This window comes from Nocardioides exalbidus (assembly GCF_900105585.1).
GTDB classification, from domain to species: Bacteria; Actinomycetota; Actinomycetes; order Propionibacteriales; family Nocardioidaceae; genus Nocardioides; species Nocardioides exalbidus.
Map to the genome: position 1 here is coordinate 1,327,547 of NZ_FNRT01000002.1, position 18,821 is coordinate 1,346,367.

20 protein-coding genes are annotated in these 18,821 nt (G+C 72.5%); 7 read left to right on the forward strand and 13 right to left on the reverse strand.

What is annotated here, in order from left to right:
• Positions 1–101 precede the first annotated feature (101 nt).
• Entirely contained in the window at positions 102–1,001 is a 900-nt protein-coding gene (locus BLV76_RS06680) for a cation diffusion facilitator family transporter (RefSeq protein ID WP_090968429.1), read from the reverse strand.
• Positions 1,002–1,148: 147 nt separating this feature from the next.
• Between BLV76_RS06680 and BLV76_RS06685 the strand changes: the two genes are divergently transcribed.
• Positions 1,149–1,784, forward strand: coding sequence for a vitamin K epoxide reductase family protein (locus BLV76_RS06685; protein ID WP_090968430.1), 636 nt, complete (start codon positions 1,149–1,151; stop codon positions 1,782–1,784).
• Between the two features lie 30 nt (positions 1,785–1,814).
• Here BLV76_RS06685 and BLV76_RS06690 read toward each other — a convergent pair whose 3' ends face one another.
• On the reverse strand, positions 1,815–2,147 hold the full coding sequence (locus BLV76_RS06690; RefSeq protein WP_090972418.1) for an ArsR/SmtB family transcription factor: 333 nt from the start codon (positions 2,145–2,147) through the stop codon (positions 1,815–1,817).
• A gap of 72 nt (positions 2,148–2,219) precedes the next feature.
• Here BLV76_RS06690 and BLV76_RS06695 point away from each other — a divergent pair, with 72 nt between their 5' ends.
• Positions 2,220–3,485: an MFS transporter gene (locus BLV76_RS06695; RefSeq protein ID WP_090968431.1), complete on the forward strand. Its 1,266-nt coding sequence runs from the start codon at positions 2,220–2,222 to the stop codon at positions 3,483–3,485.
• Positions 3,486–3,629: 144 nt separating this feature from the next.
• Here the strand turns inward: BLV76_RS06695 and BLV76_RS06700 are convergent, their stop codons facing one another.
• The 5 genes from BLV76_RS06700 to BLV76_RS06720 are packed head-to-tail and all read right to left on the reverse strand — an operon-like array spanning position 3,630 to position 7,629.
• Entirely contained in the window at positions 3,630–4,640 is a 1,011-nt protein-coding gene (locus tag BLV76_RS06700) for an aldo/keto reductase family protein (protein ID WP_090968432.1), read from the reverse strand.
• A 10-nt stretch (positions 4,641–4,650) separates the two neighbouring features.
• Positions 4,651–5,295: a Pr6Pr family membrane protein gene (locus tag BLV76_RS06705; protein WP_139306502.1), complete on the reverse strand. Its 645-nt coding sequence runs from the start codon at positions 5,293–5,295 to the stop codon at positions 4,651–4,653.
• A gap of 39 nt (positions 5,296–5,334) precedes the next feature.
• On the reverse strand, positions 5,335–5,562 hold the full coding sequence (locus BLV76_RS06710) for a biotin/lipoyl-binding carrier protein (protein WP_090968434.1): 228 nt from the start codon (positions 5,560–5,562) through the stop codon (positions 5,335–5,337).
• Positions 5,563–5,608: 46 nt separating this feature from the next.
• Positions 5,609–6,835, reverse strand: a complete 1,227-nt coding sequence (locus BLV76_RS06715) for a hypothetical protein (protein ID WP_139306503.1) — start codon at positions 6,833–6,835, stop codon at positions 5,609–5,611.
• An 11-nt stretch (positions 6,836–6,846) separates the two neighbouring features.
• Complete coding sequence (locus tag BLV76_RS06720) at positions 6,847–7,629, reverse strand: carbon-nitrogen hydrolase family protein (RefSeq protein WP_090968436.1); 783 nt, start codon at positions 7,627–7,629, stop codon at positions 6,847–6,849.
• A 34-nt stretch (positions 7,630–7,663) separates the two neighbouring features.
• Between BLV76_RS06720 and mobA the strand changes: the two genes are divergently transcribed.
• The 4 genes from mobA to BLV76_RS06740 all read left to right on the forward strand — a co-directional run bounded on the left by mobA (position 7,664) and on the right by BLV76_RS06740 (position 10,419).
• Positions 7,664–8,221, forward strand: a complete 558-nt coding sequence (gene mobA / locus BLV76_RS06725; protein ID WP_245734573.1) for a molybdenum cofactor guanylyltransferase — start codon at positions 7,664–7,666, stop codon at positions 8,219–8,221.
• A 66-nt stretch (positions 8,222–8,287) separates the two neighbouring features.
• Complete coding sequence (locus tag BLV76_RS06730; protein WP_090968437.1) at positions 8,288–8,611, forward strand: DUF6457 domain-containing protein; 324 nt, start codon at positions 8,288–8,290, stop codon at positions 8,609–8,611.
• A 4-nt stretch (positions 8,612–8,615) separates the two neighbouring features.
• On the forward strand, positions 8,616–9,584 hold the full coding sequence (locus tag BLV76_RS06735; protein ID WP_217630284.1) for an NAD(P)H-quinone oxidoreductase: 969 nt from the start codon (positions 8,616–8,618) through the stop codon (positions 9,582–9,584).
• Positions 9,585–9,900: 316 nt separating this feature from the next.
• Positions 9,901–10,419, forward strand: a complete 519-nt coding sequence (locus BLV76_RS06740) for a bacterial proteasome activator family protein (protein ID WP_090972421.1) — start codon at positions 9,901–9,903, stop codon at positions 10,417–10,419.
• Positions 10,420–10,444: 25 nt separating this feature from the next.
• Here BLV76_RS06740 and BLV76_RS06745 read toward each other — a convergent pair whose 3' ends face one another.
• From BLV76_RS06745 to serS, 4 genes are all read right to left on the reverse strand, one after another.
• Positions 10,445–11,029, reverse strand: coding sequence for a hypothetical protein (locus tag BLV76_RS06745; RefSeq protein ID WP_090968439.1), 585 nt, complete (start codon positions 11,027–11,029; stop codon positions 10,445–10,447).
• 69 nt (positions 11,030–11,098) lie between these two features.
• Positions 11,099–11,896, reverse strand: a complete 798-nt coding sequence (locus BLV76_RS06750) for a Cof-type HAD-IIB family hydrolase (RefSeq protein WP_090968440.1) — start codon at positions 11,894–11,896, stop codon at positions 11,099–11,101.
• A 1-nt stretch (position 11,897) separates the two neighbouring features.
• Positions 11,898–12,737, reverse strand: coding sequence for an HAD family hydrolase (locus BLV76_RS06755; protein WP_090968441.1), 840 nt, complete (start codon positions 12,735–12,737; stop codon positions 11,898–11,900).
• Positions 12,730–13,995: a serine--tRNA ligase gene (gene serS, locus BLV76_RS06760; protein WP_090972423.1), complete on the reverse strand. Its 1,266-nt coding sequence runs from the start codon at positions 13,993–13,995 to the stop codon at positions 12,730–12,732. Before serS ends, BLV76_RS06755 begins: the two co-directional genes overlap by 8 nt.
• Before the next feature lie 59 nt (positions 13,996–14,054).
• On the opposite strand from serS, the gene BLV76_RS06765 reads away from it, so the two are divergent.
• Positions 14,055–15,629 carry a bifunctional phosphatase PAP2/diacylglycerol kinase family protein gene (locus BLV76_RS06765; RefSeq protein WP_245734574.1) on the forward strand — a complete coding sequence of 525 codons (1,575 nt, stop codon included), beginning with the start codon at positions 14,055–14,057 and terminating at the stop codon, positions 15,627–15,629.
• Between the two features lie 23 nt (positions 15,630–15,652).
• Here the strand turns inward: BLV76_RS06765 and BLV76_RS06770 are convergent, their stop codons facing one another.
• Together BLV76_RS06770 and BLV76_RS06775 are read right to left on the reverse strand one after the other, a co-directional pair.
• On the reverse strand, positions 15,653–16,327 hold the full coding sequence (locus BLV76_RS06770) for a response regulator (RefSeq protein ID WP_090968442.1): 675 nt from the start codon (positions 16,325–16,327) through the stop codon (positions 15,653–15,655).
• Positions 16,324–18,819, reverse strand: coding sequence for an ATP-binding protein (locus BLV76_RS06775; RefSeq protein WP_090968443.1), 2,496 nt, complete (start codon positions 18,817–18,819; stop codon positions 16,324–16,326). The genes BLV76_RS06770 and BLV76_RS06775 overlap by 4 nt, the downstream gene beginning before the upstream one ends.
• Between the last annotated feature and the right edge of the window lie 2 nt (positions 18,820–18,821).

The following is an 18,821-nucleotide window of genomic DNA, read 5'->3' on the forward strand; positions in this document are numbered from 1 at the left end:
CTCGAGTGGTGGGAGCGGTGGCTCCCTTGTTTCCAGCATAGTTCGCAGCCCCGCGCTACCCATCGGGGTGAGCCCCGGGATCGACCCCGGGGTGACGGCCCTCACCACGTGGCCGCGTGGCACTCCTTGGCCGGGTTCGCCTCGACCTGGAGGGTGGCGTGCTCGATGCCGTGGCCCTCGCGCAGGGTGGTCTGCGCGCCGGCGAGGACGGCCTGCGAGTCGGCGCCGACGCAGAGCACGAGGTGGGCGGTGGCGACGTTCATCCCCGACGTCAGGGTCCAGGCGTGCAGGTCGTGCACCTCGGCGACGCCGGAGACCTGCTCGAGGTCGCGCACGACGGCGGTGAGGTCGACGTCCTGGGGCGCGTGCTGTCCGAGGACGGCGAGCACCTCGCGGCCGAGGACCACCGCGCGGAAGGCGACGAAGACGCCGATCGCGACCGCGACCGCGGTGTCCCACTGGCCCGCCCCGGTGAGGCCGACGAGGAGGCCGGCCAGCAGCACGCCGACGCTGCCGGCGGCGTCCGCGACGACCTCGAAGTAGGCGCCCTTGACGTTGATCGACTCCCGCGCTCCCCCGCGGAGCAGGACGAGGCAGACCACGTTGACGAGCAGCCCGAGACCACCGACGACCAGCATCGGGCCGGACGCGACCTCGACGGTCTCACCGATCCGGGTCACCGCCTCGACGACCACGTAGACCGAGACGCCGAGCATGATCAGCACCGTCAGGCCCGAGGCGAAGACCTCGGCCCGGTAGGAGCCGTACGTCCGACGCCCCGTGCCGTCGGGACGGGTCGCGATCTTCGTCGCCACCAGCGCGGCGCCGAGCGCGACCACGTCAGCGGCCATGTGCCCGGCGTCGGAGATCAGCGCGAGCGACTGCGCGGCCAGGCCGACGACGAGCTCGACCACGAAGAAGGCCGCCACCAGGCCGAAGGCCACCGCGAGGCGCCAGCGGTGCCGACCGGCCGCGCTGCCGTGCCCGTGACCTGCACCCATCGTCGTACTCCATCGCTTGTGGTCTTTGTCATCGCTCATTGGCGATGATAGGTGCACGGCACCCGGCACGTCCAGCCTTGGCGCGATGTCGGAAGATGGTGCGGAGCCGCCCGCTCCCCACTCCGTTGAGCCAGTGAGGTTCCGCCGATGACGCAGCACGACACCGAGACCGGTGCCGACCTCGACCTCGACCGTGACCTCCGCGACCGGCGGCTCGCCGTCGGCCTCGTCGTGGGCGGCCTGATCGGCCTGGTCGCGGCGGCGGTGCTGCTGGTGGAGCGGATCCACCTCGCCGAGGACCCGACCTACGTCCCGTCGTGCAGCATCAACCCGATCCTCAGCTGCGGCAACGTCATGCAGACCCCGCAGGCCGCGCTCCTCGGCTTCCCGAACCCGCTCATCGGCGTCGCCGCCTTCCCGGTCGTCATCGCCACCGGCATGGCGCTGCTGGCCGGCGCCCGCTTCGCCCGGTGGTACTGGGCCGGGCTCCAGGCCGGCGTCACCGTCGCGCTCGCCCTGATCGGGTGGCTGGCCTTCCAGAGCCTCTACCGCATCGGCGCGCTGTGCCCCTACTGCATGGTCGTGTGGGTCGTGGTGATCCCGACCTTCTGGTACGTCACCCGCCGCAACCTCCGCGAGGGCGTCCTCGGCGAGGCCGCGCGCGACGGTGGCCTGCGCCGCTTCCTCGACGGCTGGTCGGCGCCGCTGCTCTTCGGGGTGTACGCCGTCGTGGTGCTGCTGATCCTGCAGCGGTTCTGGTCGTACTGGTCGACGCTGCTCTGAGCCACGGCCCAGCCACTGCCCGACCGCCGTTCAGCGGTGGTGGTCCTCGTAGTGGTGGGCCGGGCTCATCGCGGTGAGCCCGAGGAGCCGCTCGGCGGTGCCGAGCACCTCGAGCAGCTCGCCTGCGTGGTTCAGCGACCACATGGACGCCCGGCCCTCGGGGCGCGAGGTCACCAGGCCGCAGTCCTTGAGGCAGGCGAGGTGCTTGGAGACCGTGCTCTGCGCGAGCCCGAGGTGGGCCGTCAGGTCGACGACCCGGTGCTCGCCGAGGACGAGGTGGCGCACGATCAGCAGCCGCGAGGGATCGGACAGGGCGTGGAAGAGGGCCGCCTCGGCGGTCAGCCCGGCCGTGTCCTGGTTCATCGCCACGCGACGATGCTAGGTCATCGCGGACCACCCCGTCGGCGGCCGCCGGCGCTCGCCTAGCCTGCGGAGGTGGAGAGGCGACTGCTGGCGGACACCCGCCCGTTGGCGAACCCCCACTTCAAGCGGCTCTGGCGAGCCAACATCGTCACGGTCATCGGGGCCCAGCTGACCGTCGTGGCGGTGCCCGCGCAGATCTACGCGATGACCGGCTCGTCGGCCTACGTCGGCCTCACCGGCGTCTTCGGGCTCGTCCCGCTCGTGGTCTTCGGGCTGTGGGGCGGGGCGCTGGCCGACGTCTTCGACCGTCGCACGCTCCTGATGGTCACCACGACCGGGCTCATCGTGACGAGCGCGTGCTTCTGGCTGCAGGCGGCCTCCGGGCTCGAAAACGTCTGGCTGCTGCTCTGCCTCTTCGCCGTGCAGCAGGCCTTCTTCGCGGTCAACCAGCCGACCCGGTCGGCGCTGCTGCCGCGGCTGCTCGACAAGGAGCTGCTGCCCGCGGCCAACTCGCTCAACATGACGGTCATGCAGGCCGGCGGCATCGCCGGCCCGCTCGTGGGTGGCGCGCTGATCCCGCTGATCGGCTTCTCGTGGCTCTACCTGCTCGACACGATCACGCTCTTCGCGACCCTGAGCGCGGTCGTACGGCTCCCGGCGCTGCCCGTGATGGGCGCGACCGCCGTGCCTGGGCTGTCGGCGGTGGTCGACGGCTTCCGCTACCTGCGGACCCAGCCGGTGCTGATGATGTCGTTCGGCGTCGACATGATCGCGATGGTCTTCGGGATGCCGCGCGCGCTCTTCCCGGAGATGGCGCACGTCGACTTCGGCGGCCCGAGCGAGGGCGGCCTGGCCTTCGCGCTGCTCTTCGCCGCGATCCCCGCCGGCGCGGTGGTCGGCGGCGTGCTGTCGGGCTGGGTCTCCCACGTCGAGCGCCAGGGGTTCGCAGTGATCGTCTCGATCATCGTGTGGGGCCTGGCCATGGTCGGCTTCGGCGTCTCCGCGATGCTCGCCCCCTCCGCGCCGACGGTCATGCTCGTGCTCGCCGTCGTGATGCTCGCGATCGGCGGCGGCGCCGACATGGCCTCGGCCGCCTTCCGGATGTCGATGCTCCAGGCCGCGGCGGACGACTCCGTCCGCGGGCGGCTCCAGGGCATCTTCATCGTCGTGGTCGCCGGCGGCCCCCGCATCGCCGACGTCGCCCACGGCGCCACCGCGGCAGCCACCGGTGCCGCCGTCGCCGCGGCCGGGGGCGGCGTACTCGTGGTGGTCTTCACCGTCCTCGCCGCGCTCCTCGTCCCCGCGTTCGTGCGCTACCGGATCACGCGGGTCGCCTGACGTCTCATTCGGACACATGTCCGAGTAGCTGCCCCCAGACCGCTCGATCGAGGGCAGCTTCTCGGACACGTGTGAGCACGTGCGGCGGATGTGGCCCTCCGAATCGCGATCCGGGGGCCATCACCGCCGCACGTGCGGCGTACGTCAGACCGGGCGCGACTGGGGCGAGTTCTCGGCCGTCAGCTTCGGGTCGCGGACCACGACCGAGCCGATGGCGTCGTCGATGCGCTTCATGACGTCGGCGTCGAGCCTCACGCCGGCGGCCTTGACGTTGTCGTGGACCTGCTCGGGGCGCGAGGCGCCGACGAGGGCGGCGGCGACGTTGTCGTTCTGGAGCACCCACGCGACGGCGAGCTGGGCCATCGTCAGGTCGAGGTCGTCGGCGATCGGCTTGAGGTCCTGGACGGCGGTGAGGACGTCGTCCTTCATCCAGCGCGAGATCATGTCGGACCCGCCCTTGGAGTCGGTCGCACGGGAGCCGGCCGGCGGCTCGGCGCCGGGCTTGTACTTGCCGGTGAGCACGCCCTGGGCGATCGGGCTCCACACGATCTGCGAGACGCCGAGCTCCTGCGACGCGGGGACGACCTCGTCCTCGATGACGCGCCAGAGCATGGAGTACTGCGGCTGGCTGGAGATCAGCTGGAAGCCGAGCTCCTTCGACAGCTCCACGCCCGCACGGAGCTGGTCGGCGGTCCACTCGCTGACGCCGATGTAGAGCGCCTTGCCCTGGCGCACGACGTCGGCGAATGCCTGCATCGTCTCCTCGAGCGGAGTCTCGGTGTCGTAGCGGTGGGCCTGGTAGAGGTCGACGTAGTCGGTCTGCAGCCGCTCGAGCGAGCCGTCGATCGCCTCCATGATGTGCTTGCGCGACAGGCCGGTGTCGTTCTTGCCCTTGGGGCCGGTCGGCCAGTAGACCTTGGTGAAGATCTCGAGCGACTCGCGGCGCTCGCCCTTCAGGGCCTCGCCGAGCACGGTCTCCGCCGCCGTGTTGGCGTACACGTCAGCCGTGTCGAAGGTCGAGATGCCGGCGTCGAGGGCCGCGCGCACGCACTGCGAGGCGACGTCGTTCTCGACCTGCGAGCCGTGGGTGAGCCAGTTGCCGTAGGTGATCTCGGAGATCTTGAGACCACTGTTGCCGAGGTATCGGAATTCCATGCTCCCGACACTACTGAGGAGCGGGGCGCAGCCTCTTGTCGAGCCACACGTAGAGCGCGAAGAAGCCGACGAACAGCACCGTGATGCCGGCGCACACGACGACGACCGGGCCCCAGCCGTCCTTGTCGGCGTCCATGAACGGGTAGGGCACCCACCCGTCGATCTCGGCGAACACGAGGGTCCACGCCGTCCACAGGATCGGCCAGACGATCGCGTACGCCGCGTCGCGCGCGCTCGCGCGGGGACGGGGCCCGACCCAGGCCCAGGCGGCGACGGCCACGACCGGCACGAGCATGTGCAGCCACTTGTCGGCGACCCAGTCGCTGCCGTCGAGGTGGAGGAGCGGGCGCAGGAGGAAGAAGTGCACCAGGCCCGTGACGCTGATGCCGATGAGCCCGGCCAGGCGTGCCACGCGCCACCACCGGCTGTCCACGTCGGGGCGCAGGACCAGCACCGTCGACGGGATCGCCACCAGCAGGTTGCTCTGGATCGTGAAGTAGGCGAAGAAGCGGTAGATCCGCTCGCCCATGCCGGGCGGGTCGTCCTCGAGGAGCACGTCCGAGCCGGCCAGCACGAGGACGAGCTGGAACAGCACTGCCCCCCAGGCCAGGACGGCGACGACGAGGTGCACCGTGCGAGCGCGCGCAGGAGTCATGGCAGGAGCCTAGGGCTCACGCAGACGGGGAGGGAGGGGTCAGTCGAGGACGACGAGGACGTCGCCGTCCTGCACGACGTCACCGACGGTCACCTTGATCGCGGTGACCGTGCCCGCGCGCTCGGCCAGCATCGGGATCTCCATCTTCATGGACTCGAGCAGCACGACGGTGTCGCCGGCCTCGACGCGGTCACCCTCCGCGACCTCGATCACCAGGACGTTGGCAACCAGCTCGGAGACGATCTCGAGGGACGTGGATCGGGCCATGCCGCTGACGCTAGCGGTTACCGATCCGTACCGGCTGATCGGGCGGTCAGAGCGCGGCGAACCGGCTCGGCTCGGGCCGGTGCGGTCCGGCTTCCTCGGCACGCCTGCCGCGGCGGCCCTTGGTGCCGGTGAAGACCAGGTCGAGGCGGATGAGCACGTAGCCGACCAGCGCACCGAGGACGAGCGCGTAGAGCGCGCGGAGGCCCGCCTCCTGGTAGGAGCTGTCCGGCGAGACCAGGCTCGTCGCGAGCGGCACGGTCGCCGCGACGCCGAAGGCGCAGACCCACCAGCCCTGCCGCCGACGCGCGCGCAGGTGCGTGCCCCACACGAGCGCCGGGATCCCGAGGAGCACGACGAGGGGGCGCGGGAAGGCGCCGATGCGGGCGGTCGTCCAGTCGGCGAAGTCGAGGAGCGAGGAGACGAACGACTGCACGCCGTAGCGCCGGAGCAGCTCGGCGTACGCCAGGGTCGCCACCAGCACCGCGAGGCCGCTCGCCACCACGAACAGGCCGCGGCGGCCGAGGCCGTGCAGGCCGGCGCCGAGGCGGTAGACGATGGTGAAGACCAGGCCCAGCGCGAGGAAGAGGGCCGCGAGGTCGAAGCGCTCGGTCGAGACGGTCGGTTCGAAGCCGACGGCCGCGAGGGCGGTGAGCAGCGCGACCACGGCGGCGAGCACGACCTCGCGCACCGCCCGAAGCCAGGTCACGGCCGGGACGGTCACCATGACGGCGTACACCGCCCCGACGACGCACGTCATCACGGCCGCGCCGGTGAGCAGGACGCGCCCGCCCACGAGCAGGCTCCCGACGGAGAGCACGAGCGCGAGCCCGGCGGAGATGAGCGGGCGCCCGGCGGTGCGCGTCGCGAGCAGCCAGGAGAGCGCGGTCACGACGAGCGTCGAGCCGGTGCCGTCGACCCACTCGGGGACCGGTCCGATCGCGCGGAGGGTCTGGTTGTGGTGGAAGATCCCGTTGATCGCCGACCAGCCGAGGGCCAGGGCGCCGAGCGCGAGGACGCCGAGGCACAGCGCGAGGTGCGAGCGCCGCGGACCCACGGCGAAGTCGGGCTCGGGGGTGCCGACGACCGGTGGCTGGGCGGGCGCCTCGGCCGTCATCGTCGGTGCGACCGGCACCGCGGGGGCGGTCTCCGCAGCGGGTGCGGGCGCCGGCTCGGCGTCAGTCCTCCGCGTCCTGCGCAGCCGCGACGGCGGGCGCTCGGCAGCCCGCTTGCCGCGGGAGCTCCCGCGGCGGCTGTCGGAGGTGGGGGAAGACACGACGGACGAGGTTACAGCCGACGGTTGGCCAGGGACGGGTTGGTGCGGCGGGCCGCCTCGAGGGCGGTGCGGTCGAGGGTGGCCTCGACGGTCTGCTCCGGTCCGTCGGCCTCGGCGAGCACCTCGCCGAGCGGGCCGAGGACGGCCGAGTGCCCGCTGTAGCGCGGCTCCGGCTGGCCGGCCCCGACGACGAAGCAGGTGTTCTCGATCGCGCGCGCCGCGAGCAGGGTGCGCCAGTGCTCGACCTTGCGCTCGCCGGGCAGCCAGGCGGCGGGGACGACGATGACCTCGGCACCCGCGTCGACGAGCCGGCGCGCCAGCTCGGGGAAGCGCAGGTCGTAGCAGGTCATCAGCCCCACCTGCCATCCCGCGACCTCGACCACGACGGGCTCGAGCGCGCCGCCGGTGAGCCGGTCGGACTCGCGGTAGCCGAAGGAGTCGTAGAGGTGGATCTTGCGGTACGACGCCTCGCTCGCGCCGCGGACGACGAGGGTGTTGAACGGCCGGCCGGGATCGTCCGAGACCTCGAACATCCCGGCGACCACGGTGCACGCGCCCTCGGCGGCGGCCTTCGCGACCCCGGTCGCGAAGGGCCCGTCGAGCGGCTCGGCGTGGTCGCTCACGCCGGACCCGGCGCTGCCGAAGTCGCGGGCGAAGGCCTCCGGGAACACCACGAGGTCCGCACCGGGCGCCACGCCCTCGGCCAGCCGGTCGCGGTTCTCCGCCGGCTCGAGCCCGCTCGCCCACTGGTGGACGCGCACGCGCAGCCGGTCGGTCGTGGGGTGGTCGCTCATGCCTCCAGCGTAGGACCGCTGCAAGGATGGGGAGGTGACCTTCTGCGGCATCGTCCTCGCCGGCGGCACCGCGGCGCGGATGGACGGGGTCGACAAGGCGAGCGTCGAGCTCGACGGCCGCACCCTGCTCGCCCACGCGATCGACGCCTACGTCGACGCCGACGAGGTCGTCGTCGTCGCGCCCGGGGCCGTGCACACCGAGCGCCCGGTCACGTTCGTCTGCGAGGACCCGCCGCGCGGCGGTCCGGTCGCCGGGCTCCTGACGGGCGTCGACGCGCTGCTGCGCCGGGCGACCCTCGTCGGTGTCCTGGCGGTCGACATGCCGCGCGTGACGGCCACGACGATGCGGCGGCTGCGCGAGGCGGCCGCCGGCCGGGACGGGGCGTTCCTCCACGACGCCGGAGGTCGCCGCCAGCTCGCAGGTGTCCTCGACGCGCGCCGGCTGGGCGACGTACGTCCGGGGCTGGAGGACCAGCACGGGATGGCCCTGCACCGGCTGCTCGCGCCGCTCGACCTCGCCGAGGTCACCTCGAGCGGTCACGAGGCGGTCGACGTCGACACGTGGACGGACCTGCGCGACCTGCGCGGCTGAGCCCGGGCGCTGCGGATCGACCCGACCTGCTTGCCCGGGGACCGTCGTCTGCGAGACATTGGCGAGGTGAACCTTCACGACTGGATCGATGAGCTGAGCGACGTGCTCGACGTCGAGGCCGAGGTCGACGAGGGACTGCTCCTCGACCTGGCGAAGACCGTCGCGGACAACGTGCAGCGGACGGCAGCGCCCATCACGGCCTACCTGCTCGGCATCGCCGCGGGTGCCCGGGGCGCCGACCCGGACGCCGTCGAACGCCTCGCCGCGCGCGCCCAGCAGCTCGCGGAGAGCTGGGACCGACCCGCCGACGCACCGGATCCCGACGACGTGGACGATGAGGTCCCGGACGACTCCACGGTCGACCACACCGACGATCTCTACGAGGACTGATCCCTTGCGCGCTGTCCTGACCACCGCCGCCGGTGGCCCTGAAGTCCTGTCCATCGGCGAGGTCGACGACCCCCGCCCGGGCGCCGGTGAGGTGCTCGTCGACGTCGTCGCCACGGCCGTCAACCGCGCCGACACCCTCCAGCGGATGGGCGTCTACCCGCCGCCGCCCGGCGCCTCCGACGTCATCGGGCTCGAGTGCAGCGGCCGGATCGCCGAGCTCGGCGAGGGCGTCGAGGGCTGGAACGTCGGCGACGAGGTGTGTGCCCTGCTCGCCGGTGGCGGGTACGCCGAACGCGTGGCCGTGCCGGTCGGACAGGTCATGCCGGTCCCCGCCGGCCTCTCGCTCGTCGAGGCGGCGGCGCTGCCCGAGGTCGCGACGACCGTGTGGTCCAACGTCTTCATGACGGCGCACCTGACGAAGGGCGAGCGGTTCCTGGTGCACGGCGGTGCCGGCGGCATCGGCACGATGGCCATCCAGCTGGCCTCCCACCTCGGCGCCGAGGTCTTCACCACCGCAGGGTCCAGGGAGAAGCTCGACTTCTGCCTCTCCCTCGGCGCCACCCGGGCGATCAGCTATCGCGACGAGGACTTCGTCGAGGTGCTGGAGGGGGCCGGCGGTGCCGACGTGATCCTCGACAACATGGGCGCGAAGTACCTCCCCCGCAACGTCTCCGCCCTCGCCACCGGCGGTCGGCTGGTGATCATCGGGATGCAGGGCGGCGCCAAGGGCGAGCTCGACATCAACGCGCTGCTCCGCAAGCGCGCCTCGGTCACCGCGACCTCGCTCCGCGCCCGGCCGCTGGCCGAGAAGGCCGCCATCTGCTGCGGCGTCGTCGAGAACGTCTGGCCCCTCGTCGCCTCCGGTGCGGTCAGGCCGATCGTCGAGGCGACGATGCCGCTCGAGGACGTCGCCCGCGCCCACGCGGCGATGGAGGCCGGCGGGCACGCGGGGAAGTTCGTCCTGACGCTCTGACCTCGTCGTGGGTCGCGAGCGGTGAGTGAGCCACATTCCCGCGCGGTCGGACGTGGCTCACGCACCGCCCTTCCGGCGAGGGCCGCCCGACACGCCAGTGGGCGGTGCCCCAGCCACCTCTCCGACGGACGGAACGTGGCTCACGCACCGCTCCGAGGGGATTGAGAGGCCCGGATAGGGTCATGGCATGACCGAGCAGCAGCCCGACCAGTCCGCAGCGAGCACTAAGGACGACGCCCGGGGCGAGGACGTGGTCGTGGTCGTCGGACCCGACGGCCAGCCGATCGGGACCATCCCGGCGAGCGCCCTGCCGGCGATGACGCAGGGCTCGGGCGACGACGACGGCGACGAGCACGAGGGCGAGCGCCACATCACCGAGCTCGTCGAGCAGCCGGCGAAGGTGATGCGAATCGGCAGCATGATCCGCCAGCTCCTCGAGGAGGTGAAGGCTGCGCCCCTCGACGAGGCCAGCCGCCAGCGCCTCAAGGAGATCCACGCCGCCTCGATCAAGGAGCTCGAGACGGGCCTCGCGCCCGAGCTCGTCGAGGAGCTCGAACGACTCTCCCTGCCCTTCACCGAGGCCGGGACCCCGTCGGAGGGCGAGCTCCGCATCGCCCAGGCCCAGCTCGTCGGGTGGCTCGAGGGCCTCTTCCACGGCATCCAGACCGCGATCTACGCCCAGCAGGTCGCCTCGCGCGCCCAGCTCGAGCAGATGCGCCGCGCCCTCCCGATGGGCCAGGGCGGCGCGCCCCAGCAGCCGACCGGCATGCCGAACATGCCCACCGACGAGGGCGCCGGCGAGTCCGGCGGCCCGTCCGGCGGGATGTACCTCTGATCCCCCGATAGCCCGAAGGCAGCGCTCAGCGGCGCGCGAGACGTCGTACGACGACGAGGCCGAGCAGGCCGATGATCGCGGCAGCGGCCCCGGGCGCCGCCATCCGGGCGAGCCCGCGCGGCGGTGAGTCCTCGACCTTGGTCAGCTGGGCGGTCGGCGGAGGAGGAGGCTCGACCGAGGTGCCCGCACCGAGGACCTCCTCGATCTTCGTGACCTTGGTCGGGTTGGCCGCACCGGTGCCGCCGCGGCGGTCGGCGGAGTAGGGGGCGGCGTCGCCGGTGGCGAAGAAGACGTAGTCGTTGCCGACCTTGAGGTCGACGAGGCCGCACGCCTTCGCCCGGTCGAGGGTCTCGACCTCGGTCGAGCGCTCCGGGGTGCCCTTGTAGGCGCGCGACGCCGTGATGCCGTAGGTCGTCGTGGTGCCCTCCGTCGAGACCGTGTCGACCTTGCCGATGAAGATCGCCGCCGCCTGGTCGATCTGCTCCTGCAGCGAGCCGGGCGTGCACGGCCCGGCGGCGCTCGCCGGGGCGCCGCTGGTCACGGCCAGACCGAGGCACGCGAGCAGCATCGCGGCGGCGATGCGCACGGGTCGGGACAGCGCGACGGACATGCGGGCCAGCCTAACCAGCCCGACCGGCTCGAGTGCGCGCCCCCGCGGCGACGGGTGCCGCGTCCGCACTCAACCGGACAGCGAGAAGAGCTCGGCGAGCACGGCCGCGACGCCGTCCTCGTCGTTGCCGGGCGCCACGTGGTCGGCGAGGTCGAGCACCGAGGGGTGCGCGTTGGCCATCGCGTAGGACGTCCCGGCCCACTCGAGCATCGGCAGGTCGTTGGGCATGTCGCCGAACGCGACGACCTCGGCCGCGGAGACGCCCATCTCGGTCGCGAGCGAGTCGAGCGTCGTCGCCTTGGTGACGCCGGCGGCGCTGATCTCGACGAGCGCGAAGGCCGACGACCAGGTGGTGGTGACGAGGTCGCCCACCGCGTCGTCGACCCGCTTCCAGAAGTCCTCCGCCTCGAGGTCGCGGTGCACGGCGAGGACCTTGACGACGTCGTCGCGCCAGATCGACTCCCACGTCCCCTGCTCGGAGTCGCGATCGTCCGGGTGGGTCGGGAAGCCGTCCTCGCTCGCCCAGCCCGACGTGTGCTCGACCGCCAGCGTCGTCCCCGGCACCGCCTCGCGCACCCGGGCGGCGAGCTCCATGCCCACCTCGCGCGGCACCGCGCTGAAGTCGCGCACGGCCCGCGCCGCGACGTCGTACACGATCCCGCCGTTGCTGCAGATCGCCAGCCCGTGCCCGCCGACGGCGTCCCAGAGGTCGACCATCCAGCGCACGGGACGTCCGGTGGTGAACACGACGGGTACGTCGCGCGCGTCGAGCTCGTCGAGCACGGCGCGGGTCCGCGCGGAGACCCGTCCGGAGGGGTCGAGGAGCGTCCCGTCGAGATCGGTGGCCACGAGACGCGGAGCGGTCACGTCAGGCTCCGGGCGCGGGGAACCATCGCGACATCTCGACCGCCGCGCCCTCGTCGACGACCGAGTCGGTCACGAAGTCGGCGGCCTCCTTGACCGCGTCGACCGACTGCCCCATCGCCACACCGCGACCGGCCCAGCGGAGCATCTCGATGTCGTTGCGTCCGTCGCCGATCGCCAGCACGTCGGCCGCACCGAGGCCCAGCTCGCGACACACGTGCTCGAGCCCGGAGGCCTTCGAGACGCCGACCGGGGAGAGGTCCATCCACGCGGTCCAGCCGACGACGTAGTCGGTGCCGTGGAGGCCGAGGCGCGCGGCGAGCTCGATGAAGTCGTCGGCGGTGGCCTCGGGGTCGCGGATGATCACGCGGCTGACCGGCTCGCCGACGATGTCGTCGACCTCGGTGATGATCTGCTCACCCGAGATCTCGCCCTCGGGGAAGACCCGGTTGACGCGGTAGCCGCCGACCCCGCGCTCCTCGACCGCGACGAGCGCCCTGGGGTGGTGCTCCAGGACCGCGGCCACGGCGGGAGCGGCGTCGAAGGTCTCCTCGTGGACGACCTCGATCGGCGGGTAGCGGAAGACCACCGCGCCGTTGGAGGCGACGATCCACAGCCGGTCGGTGCCCTCACGGGGAAGACCCAGCAGGTCGGCGATCCGGGTCATGCCGTGCGGCGAACGACCGCTGGAGAGCACGACGTGCGCTCCCGCGTCGAGCGCGCGGTGCACGGCGTCGTGGACCGGGGCGGTGATGGTCTCGTAGTCCTCGGTCTGCCCGTCGACCCACTTGAGCAGCGTGCCGTCGATGTCGAGCGCGACGACCCGGGGGATCCAGTCAGACAAGGGGCTTCAGCACTTCCAGGCCACCCATGTAGGGGCGCAGCGCCTGCGGCAGCGTGACCGAGCCGTCCTCGTTCTGGTGGGTCTCGAGGATCGCCACGATCGCGCGGGTGACCGCGGTGAGCGTGCCGTTGAGGGTGGCGACCGGCGTGGTGCCGTGCTCGCCGCGGGTGCGGATGTCGAGGCGGCGGGCCTGGAACTCGGTGCAGTTGGAGGTGGAGGTCAGCTCGCCCCAGCCGTTGCGGGTCGGGATCCACGCCTCGCAGTCGAACTTGCGCGACGCGCTCAGGCCGAGGTCACCGGCGGCGGTGTCGATCACGCGGTAGCAGAGCTCGAGCTTGTCGAGGAACTCCTTCTCCCACGCGAGCAGCCGCTGGTGCTCGGCGTAGGACTCCTCGACGGTCGTGTAGACGAACATCTCGACCTTGTCGAACCAGTGCACGCGCCAGATGCCGCGGGTGTCCTTGCCGTGCGAGCCGGCCTCCTTGCGGAAGCACGGGCTGAAGGCGGCGTAGCGCAGCGGGAGCTGGCCGGCGTCGAGGATCTCGTCGGAGTGGTAGGCCGCCATCGGCACCTCCGACGTCCCCACGAGGTAGAGGTCCTCGCCCTCGATCCGGTAGACGTCGTCGGCGGCCTGGCCGAGGAAGCCGGTGCCCTCCATCGCGCGCGGGCGGACCAGCGACGGCGCGGCGGTCTGGACGAACCCGGCGGCGCGCGCCTGGTCCATCGCCATGTTGACGAGCGCGAGCTGCAGCTGCGCGCCGACGCCGGTGAGGAAGTAGAAGCGCGAGCCCGACACCTTGGCGCCGCGCTCGAGGTCGAAGGCGCCGAGCAGCTGGCCGAGCTCGACGTGGTCGCGCGGCTCGAAGTCGAACTCGCGCGGCGTGCCGACCTGCTCGATGACGGTGTAGTCGTCCTCGAGGCCCGCGGGCGCCGCGTCGTCGGCGATGTTGGGGATCGCCTTCATCGCCTCGTCCCACGCGGCCTCGGCGGCGGCGCGGGCGGCCTCGGCCTCCTTGACGCCGGCGGCGAGCTCCTTGACCTGGGCGAGCAGGGTCTGTTTCTCCTCGCCCTGCGCCTTCGCGACGAGGGCACCGCTGGCCTTCTGCTCGGCGCGCCTGGCCTCGAAGTCGGCGATCGCCTGCCGGCGCGCGGAGTCGGCCTCCAGCGCACGGTCGACCACGTCGTCGGACAGCCGACGCTTGGCCTGGGCGGCGCGCACGCGGTCGGGGTCGTCACGGAGCAGGCGGGGATCGATCACGCCCACAGGCTAGCCGTCGCGGACTCGGGTTCTCGCATCGGTTTGGGCATACTTCACCGGTGACCCCCACCTCCCGGAACCGCTGCCTCACGTGGGCCGCAGTGACCGCCGTGCTGTTCGGCGTCCTCGCGATCATGGTGACGCGCGACCGGGCGCCACTCGACTCCTTCGACGTCAACGGCCGGCGCCTCGAGGACTGGGCCGACGACTACTCCGCGCTGGTCGACGTGCTGCGCGTCATCGAGGTCGCCTTCGGCACCATCGGCATGACGACGCTGACGGTGCTGCTCGCCCTGGTGCTGTTCGTACGCCGCCAGCGCTGGGCGTCGCTGCTGGCGGTCGTCGTGATGTCGGTGACCGCGCTGGCGACCACCGGCATCAAGCTCTGGCTGGGCCGCTCGCGCCCGAGCTGGCAGGACACCCTCGGCCTCCACGAGAACTACAGCTTCCCCTCCGGCCACGCGTCGTCCGTGGCGGCGTTCGCCGCGATCCTGGTCATGCTGCTGGCCCTCTTCGTCCGCCGCACCAACCTGCGCCGGCTCGGCATCACCGTCGTCGTGGCGTGGTGGCTGCTGGTCTGCTTCGACCGGCTGCTGCTCGGGCGGCACTTCCCCACCGACGTCATCGGCGGCACGCTGCTCGCCCTCACCGTCTTCCTCGTCGTGCTCGCCTTCGTCGACCCGCGCCCGCGCTCGACCGCGGCCAAGGCGGAGCCGCTGCCGGAGGTCTACGCCTCGGAGAAGCGGCTCGCGGTCATCCTCAACCCGGTGAAGGTCGAGGACGTGGGCCAGTTCCGCGCGATCGTCGGCTCGATGGCCCGGGAGTCGGGCTGGTCCGAGCCGACCTGGCAGTACACGACCGTCGAGGACCCCGGCACGGGCATGGCCGAGCGGGCCGCGGTCTCCGGCGCCGACCTGGTGATGGTCTGCGGCGGTGACGGCACCGTCCGCGAGGTGTGCGCCGAGCTCGCCGGCACCGGCATCCCGGTCGGCATCATCCCCGCCGGCACCGGCAACCTGCTGGCCCGCAACCTCGACATCCCGCTCTACCTCCGCTCGGCGATCGACGTCGCGCTCAACGGCCAGGACCGGGCCATCGACCTGGTCGAGGTCGGCGGCGACGGCATCGAGGACACGCACTTCATGGTGATGGCCGGCATGGGCTTCGACGCCGCGATCATGGAGGGCGTCAACGAGGACATCAAGAAGCGCATCGGCTGGGTCGCCTACGTCGTCTCGGCGCTGAAGTCGCTGATGTTCCCGGCGGTGAGGATCGAGGTCCAGGTCGACGACCAGGAGCCCACCACCCACCGCGCCCGCACGGTCGTCGTCGGCAACGTCGGCTTCCTCCAGGCCGGCATGCCGCTCCTGCCCGACGCGACGATCGACGACGGCATCCTGGACGTCGTGATCATCCATCCGCGGCAGTTCCTGTCGTGGATCACGGTGGCCTCGCGCGTGCTGCGCAAGAGCAGCGTCGTCGACGAGACCCTCGACCGCCGTACGGGTGCGCGGGTGCGGTTGAAGGCCTCCTCCGACACCCCCCGCCAGCTCGACGGCGACTCGATCGGCGAGGGCCGCGAGCTCTGGATGGAGTGCGTCCACGGGCGGCTCCTGGTCCGCGTCCCCCGCTGAGCCGAGCCCGCTGCGACGCCGGGTCAGCCCACGAAGCGGTAGCCCATCCCGGGCTCGGTCAGGAAGACGACCGGGCGGCCGGGGTCGGCCTCGAGCTTGCGCCGGATGCCGGCCATGTGGACGCGGAGGTAGTTGGTCTGGGTGTCGTACGCCGGACCCCACACCTCGCGCAGGAGCTCGGCCTGGCGGACCAGGCGGCCGCGGCGCCGGGCGAGCACCTCGACGATGCGCCACTCGGTCGGGGTCAGGTGCACCTCCGACCCGTCGCGCCACGCGCGGGAGTCGGTGAGGTCGAGGCGCAGGCCGTCGACCTCGACGACCAGGTCGGGCTCCTCACGGCCGGTCCGGCGCGTGGTCACCCGGATCCGGGCGAGCAGCTCCTCGATCGAGAAGGGCTTGGTGATGTAGTCGTCGGCGCCGAGGTCGAGCGCCTCCACCTTGTCGTCGGACTCGGTGCGTGCGGACACCACGATCACCGGCACCTGCGTGAACGACCTGAGCTGCGCGAGCACCGAGACGCCGTCGAGGTCGGGCAGCCCGAGGTCGAGCAGCACCACGTCGGGCATCCGCTCGTCGACGACCTGGAGGGCCGACCGGCCGTCACCGGCGGTCTCGACCTCGTAGTCGCGCGCGCGGAGGTTGATCGTCAGCGTGCGGCGCATCGCCGGGTCGTCGTCGACCACCAGGACGAAGGTCACGGTGCACCCTCCAGCTCGAGCACGAACGTCAGCCCGCCGCCGGGCGTCTCCTCGGTCGCGATCGTGCCACCCATCGCCTCGGTCAGGCCCCTCGCCACGGCGAGCCCGAGCCCGACGCCGTCCTTCTCCGGCACGTCGCCGAACCGCTGGAAGGGCGCGAACAGCCGGTCGCGGTCCTGGTCGGCGACACCGGGGCCCGAGTCCGCGATGCGTACGACGACCCGCTGGCCGTCGGCGGCCGCGTCGACGCGGACGTCGGCGGCGGCGGGCGTGTACTTGAGGGCGTTCTCGCAGATGTTGGCGAGCACCCGGTCGAGCAGGCCCGCGTCGGCCATGACGAGCAGCCCGGCGTCGACGTCGACCTCGATGCGCGAGCCGCCGTCGAGCGGCGCGAGGCTGGTGCGGACGGCGTCCGCGAGCCCGACCTCGCGCAGCACCACGCTGACGGAGCCGGTGCTGATCCGGCTCATGTCGAGCAGGTTGCCCACCAGGGCGATGAGCCGGTCGGTGGACTCCTCGATGGTCTCCAGCAGCCCGTCGCGGTCCTCGTCGGACCACGCCACGTCGGTGCTGCGCAGGCTGTCGACCGACACCTTCACCGCGGCGAGCGGGTTGCGCAGGTCGTGGGAGACCGCCTGGAGGAGCGCGGTGCGGGTACGGTCGACCTCGGTCAGCCGGAGCCGCTCGACCTCGGCGAGCGTCGCGAGCCGCCGGTCGTCCATCACCTTGGCGTAGGCGGCGTACGCGTTGAGCAGGCCGCGCTGGGTCGCCGGCAGGGTGGCGCCGGCCAGCACGAGCGTCGACTGGTCGTCGATCGCGGCGGACATGTCGGCCCTGTCGACCGATGTCGGCGGTTTGCCGCAGCTCGCGACGACCTCGACCTGCTCGCCGGCCACGGAGGAGGGCGGGCGCCGCAGCACCGCGGCCCCGTCGGCGTTGAAGAGCCGGCACGCCGACGAGAGCAGCCCGGGGAGGTCGTCGCTGGCGGTGAGCAGCGAGTGCGCGAGCACCGTGAGCGCGTCGGCCTCGGCCCGGGCGGCCCGGGCCTCCGCGGTCCGGCGGGCGGCGTTGTCGACGACGGTGGCGACGGCGATGCCGACGGCCACGAAGATCGCGATCGTGACGACGTTCTCCGGCTCGGCGATCGTGAGCGTGTAGAGCGGCGGGGTGAAGAGGTAGTTCAGCAGCAGCGCGCTCACCAGCGCCGACAGCACCGCCGGCACGAGCCCGCCGATCAACGCGGTCGCGACGACGACCATCATCAGCGACATCGCCTCGATGGGCAGGCCGTGCAGGTCCTGGGTGGCGTAGAGCAGGGCACTGAGCCCGACCGGCACGACGACCCCGACGGCGAAGCCGACGGCCCGGCGACGGACCCCGAGGTTGTCGGCCGGAGGTCGCATCGACGACTGACGGGCGTGGTCGTGCGACACGATGTGGACGTCGATGTCGCCCGAGCCCGCGACCACCCGCTCGCCGACCCCGGGCCGCAGCACCGTCGAGACCCGCCCGCGCCGGCTCGCCCCGATGACGACCTGGGTCGCGTTCTCCGCTCGCGCGAAGGCGAGGATCGCCTCCGCCGGGTCGTCGCCCACGACGGTGTGGAAGCTGCCGCCGAGCTCCTCGGCCTTGGTGCCGAGCGCGGCCAGCCCGTCGGGCGCGATCCCGCGCAGCCCGTCCTGCCGGGTGACGTACAACGCCTGCCACTCCCCGCCCGAGCGCCGGCTCGCGATCCGCGCCGCCCGCCGCATGAGCGTCGACGACTCCGGACCGCCGCTGACCGGTACGACGATCCGCTCGCGCGTCGCCCAGGTGGAGTCGATCTCGTGCTGGTCGCGGTAGCGCTCGAGGCCTTCGTCGACCCGGTCGGCCAGCCAGAGCAGCGCGAGCTCGCGCAGCGCGGTGAGGTTGCCCTCGCGGAAGTAGCGCGACAGCGCCGCGTCGATCTTGTCGGCGGCGTAGACGTTGCCGTGCGCCATCCGGCGCCGCAGCGACTGCGGGCTCATGTCGACCAGCTCGATCTGGTCGGCCGAGCGCACCACGTGGTCGGGCACGGTCTCGCGCTGCCGGACACCGGTCACCTGCTCGGTCACGTCGTTGAGCGACTCGAGGTGCTGGATGTTGATGGTGGTGACGACCTCGATGCCGGCGTCGCGCAGGATCTCGACGTCCTGCCACCGCTTGGTGTGCGCGCTGCCCGGCACGTTGGTGTGGGCGAGCTCGTCGACCAGCACCACCTCGGGACTGCGCTCGAGGACCGCCTCGAGGTCCATCTCCTCGAGGCGCGTCCCGCCGTGCTCGAGCGTGCGGCGCGGCACGACCTCGAGGCCCCCGACGGCCTGCTCGGTCTTCGCGCGGCCGTGCGTCTCGACGTACCCGACGACGACGTCGGTGCCGCGCTCGAGCCGGCGGTGGCCCTCGTCGAGCATGGCGTAGGTCTTGCCCACCCCGGGCGCCGCGCCCAGGTAGACGCGCAGCCGTCCTCTCTCCACGG

Bases quoted from the DNA above. Each gene is read 5' to 3' on its own strand.
- BLV76_RS06720 (WP_090968436.1), bottom strand. From the start codon at position 7,629: ATGAGCGACCACCCCACGACCGACCGGCTGCGCGTGCGCGTCCACCAG.
- BLV76_RS06740 (WP_090972421.1), top strand. From the start codon at position 9,901: ATGACGCAGGGCTCGGGCGACGACGACGGCGACGAGCACGAGGGCGAG.
- BLV76_RS06700 (WP_090968432.1), bottom strand. From the start codon at position 4,640: ATGGAATTCCGATACCTCGGCAACAGTGGTCTCAAGATCTCCGAGATC.
- BLV76_RS06705 (WP_139306502.1), bottom strand. From the start codon at position 5,295: ATGACTCCTGCGCGCGCTCGCACGGTGCACCTCGTCGTCGCCGTCCTG.
- BLV76_RS06680 (WP_090968429.1), bottom strand. From the start codon at position 1,001: ATGGGTGCAGGTCACGGGCACGGCAGCGCGGCCGGTCGGCACCGCTGG.
- BLV76_RS06710 (WP_090968434.1), bottom strand. From the start codon at position 5,562: ATGGCCCGATCCACGTCCCTCGAGATCGTCTCCGAGCTGGTTGCCAAC.
- BLV76_RS06685 (WP_090968430.1), top strand. From the start codon at position 1,149: ATGACGCAGCACGACACCGAGACCGGTGCCGACCTCGACCTCGACCGT.
- BLV76_RS06745 (WP_090968439.1), bottom strand. From the start codon at position 11,029: ATGTCCGTCGCGCTGTCCCGACCCGTGCGCATCGCCGCCGCGATGCTG.
- BLV76_RS06690 (WP_090972418.1), bottom strand. From the start codon at position 2,147: ATGAACCAGGACACGGCCGGGCTGACCGCCGAGGCGGCCCTCTTCCAC.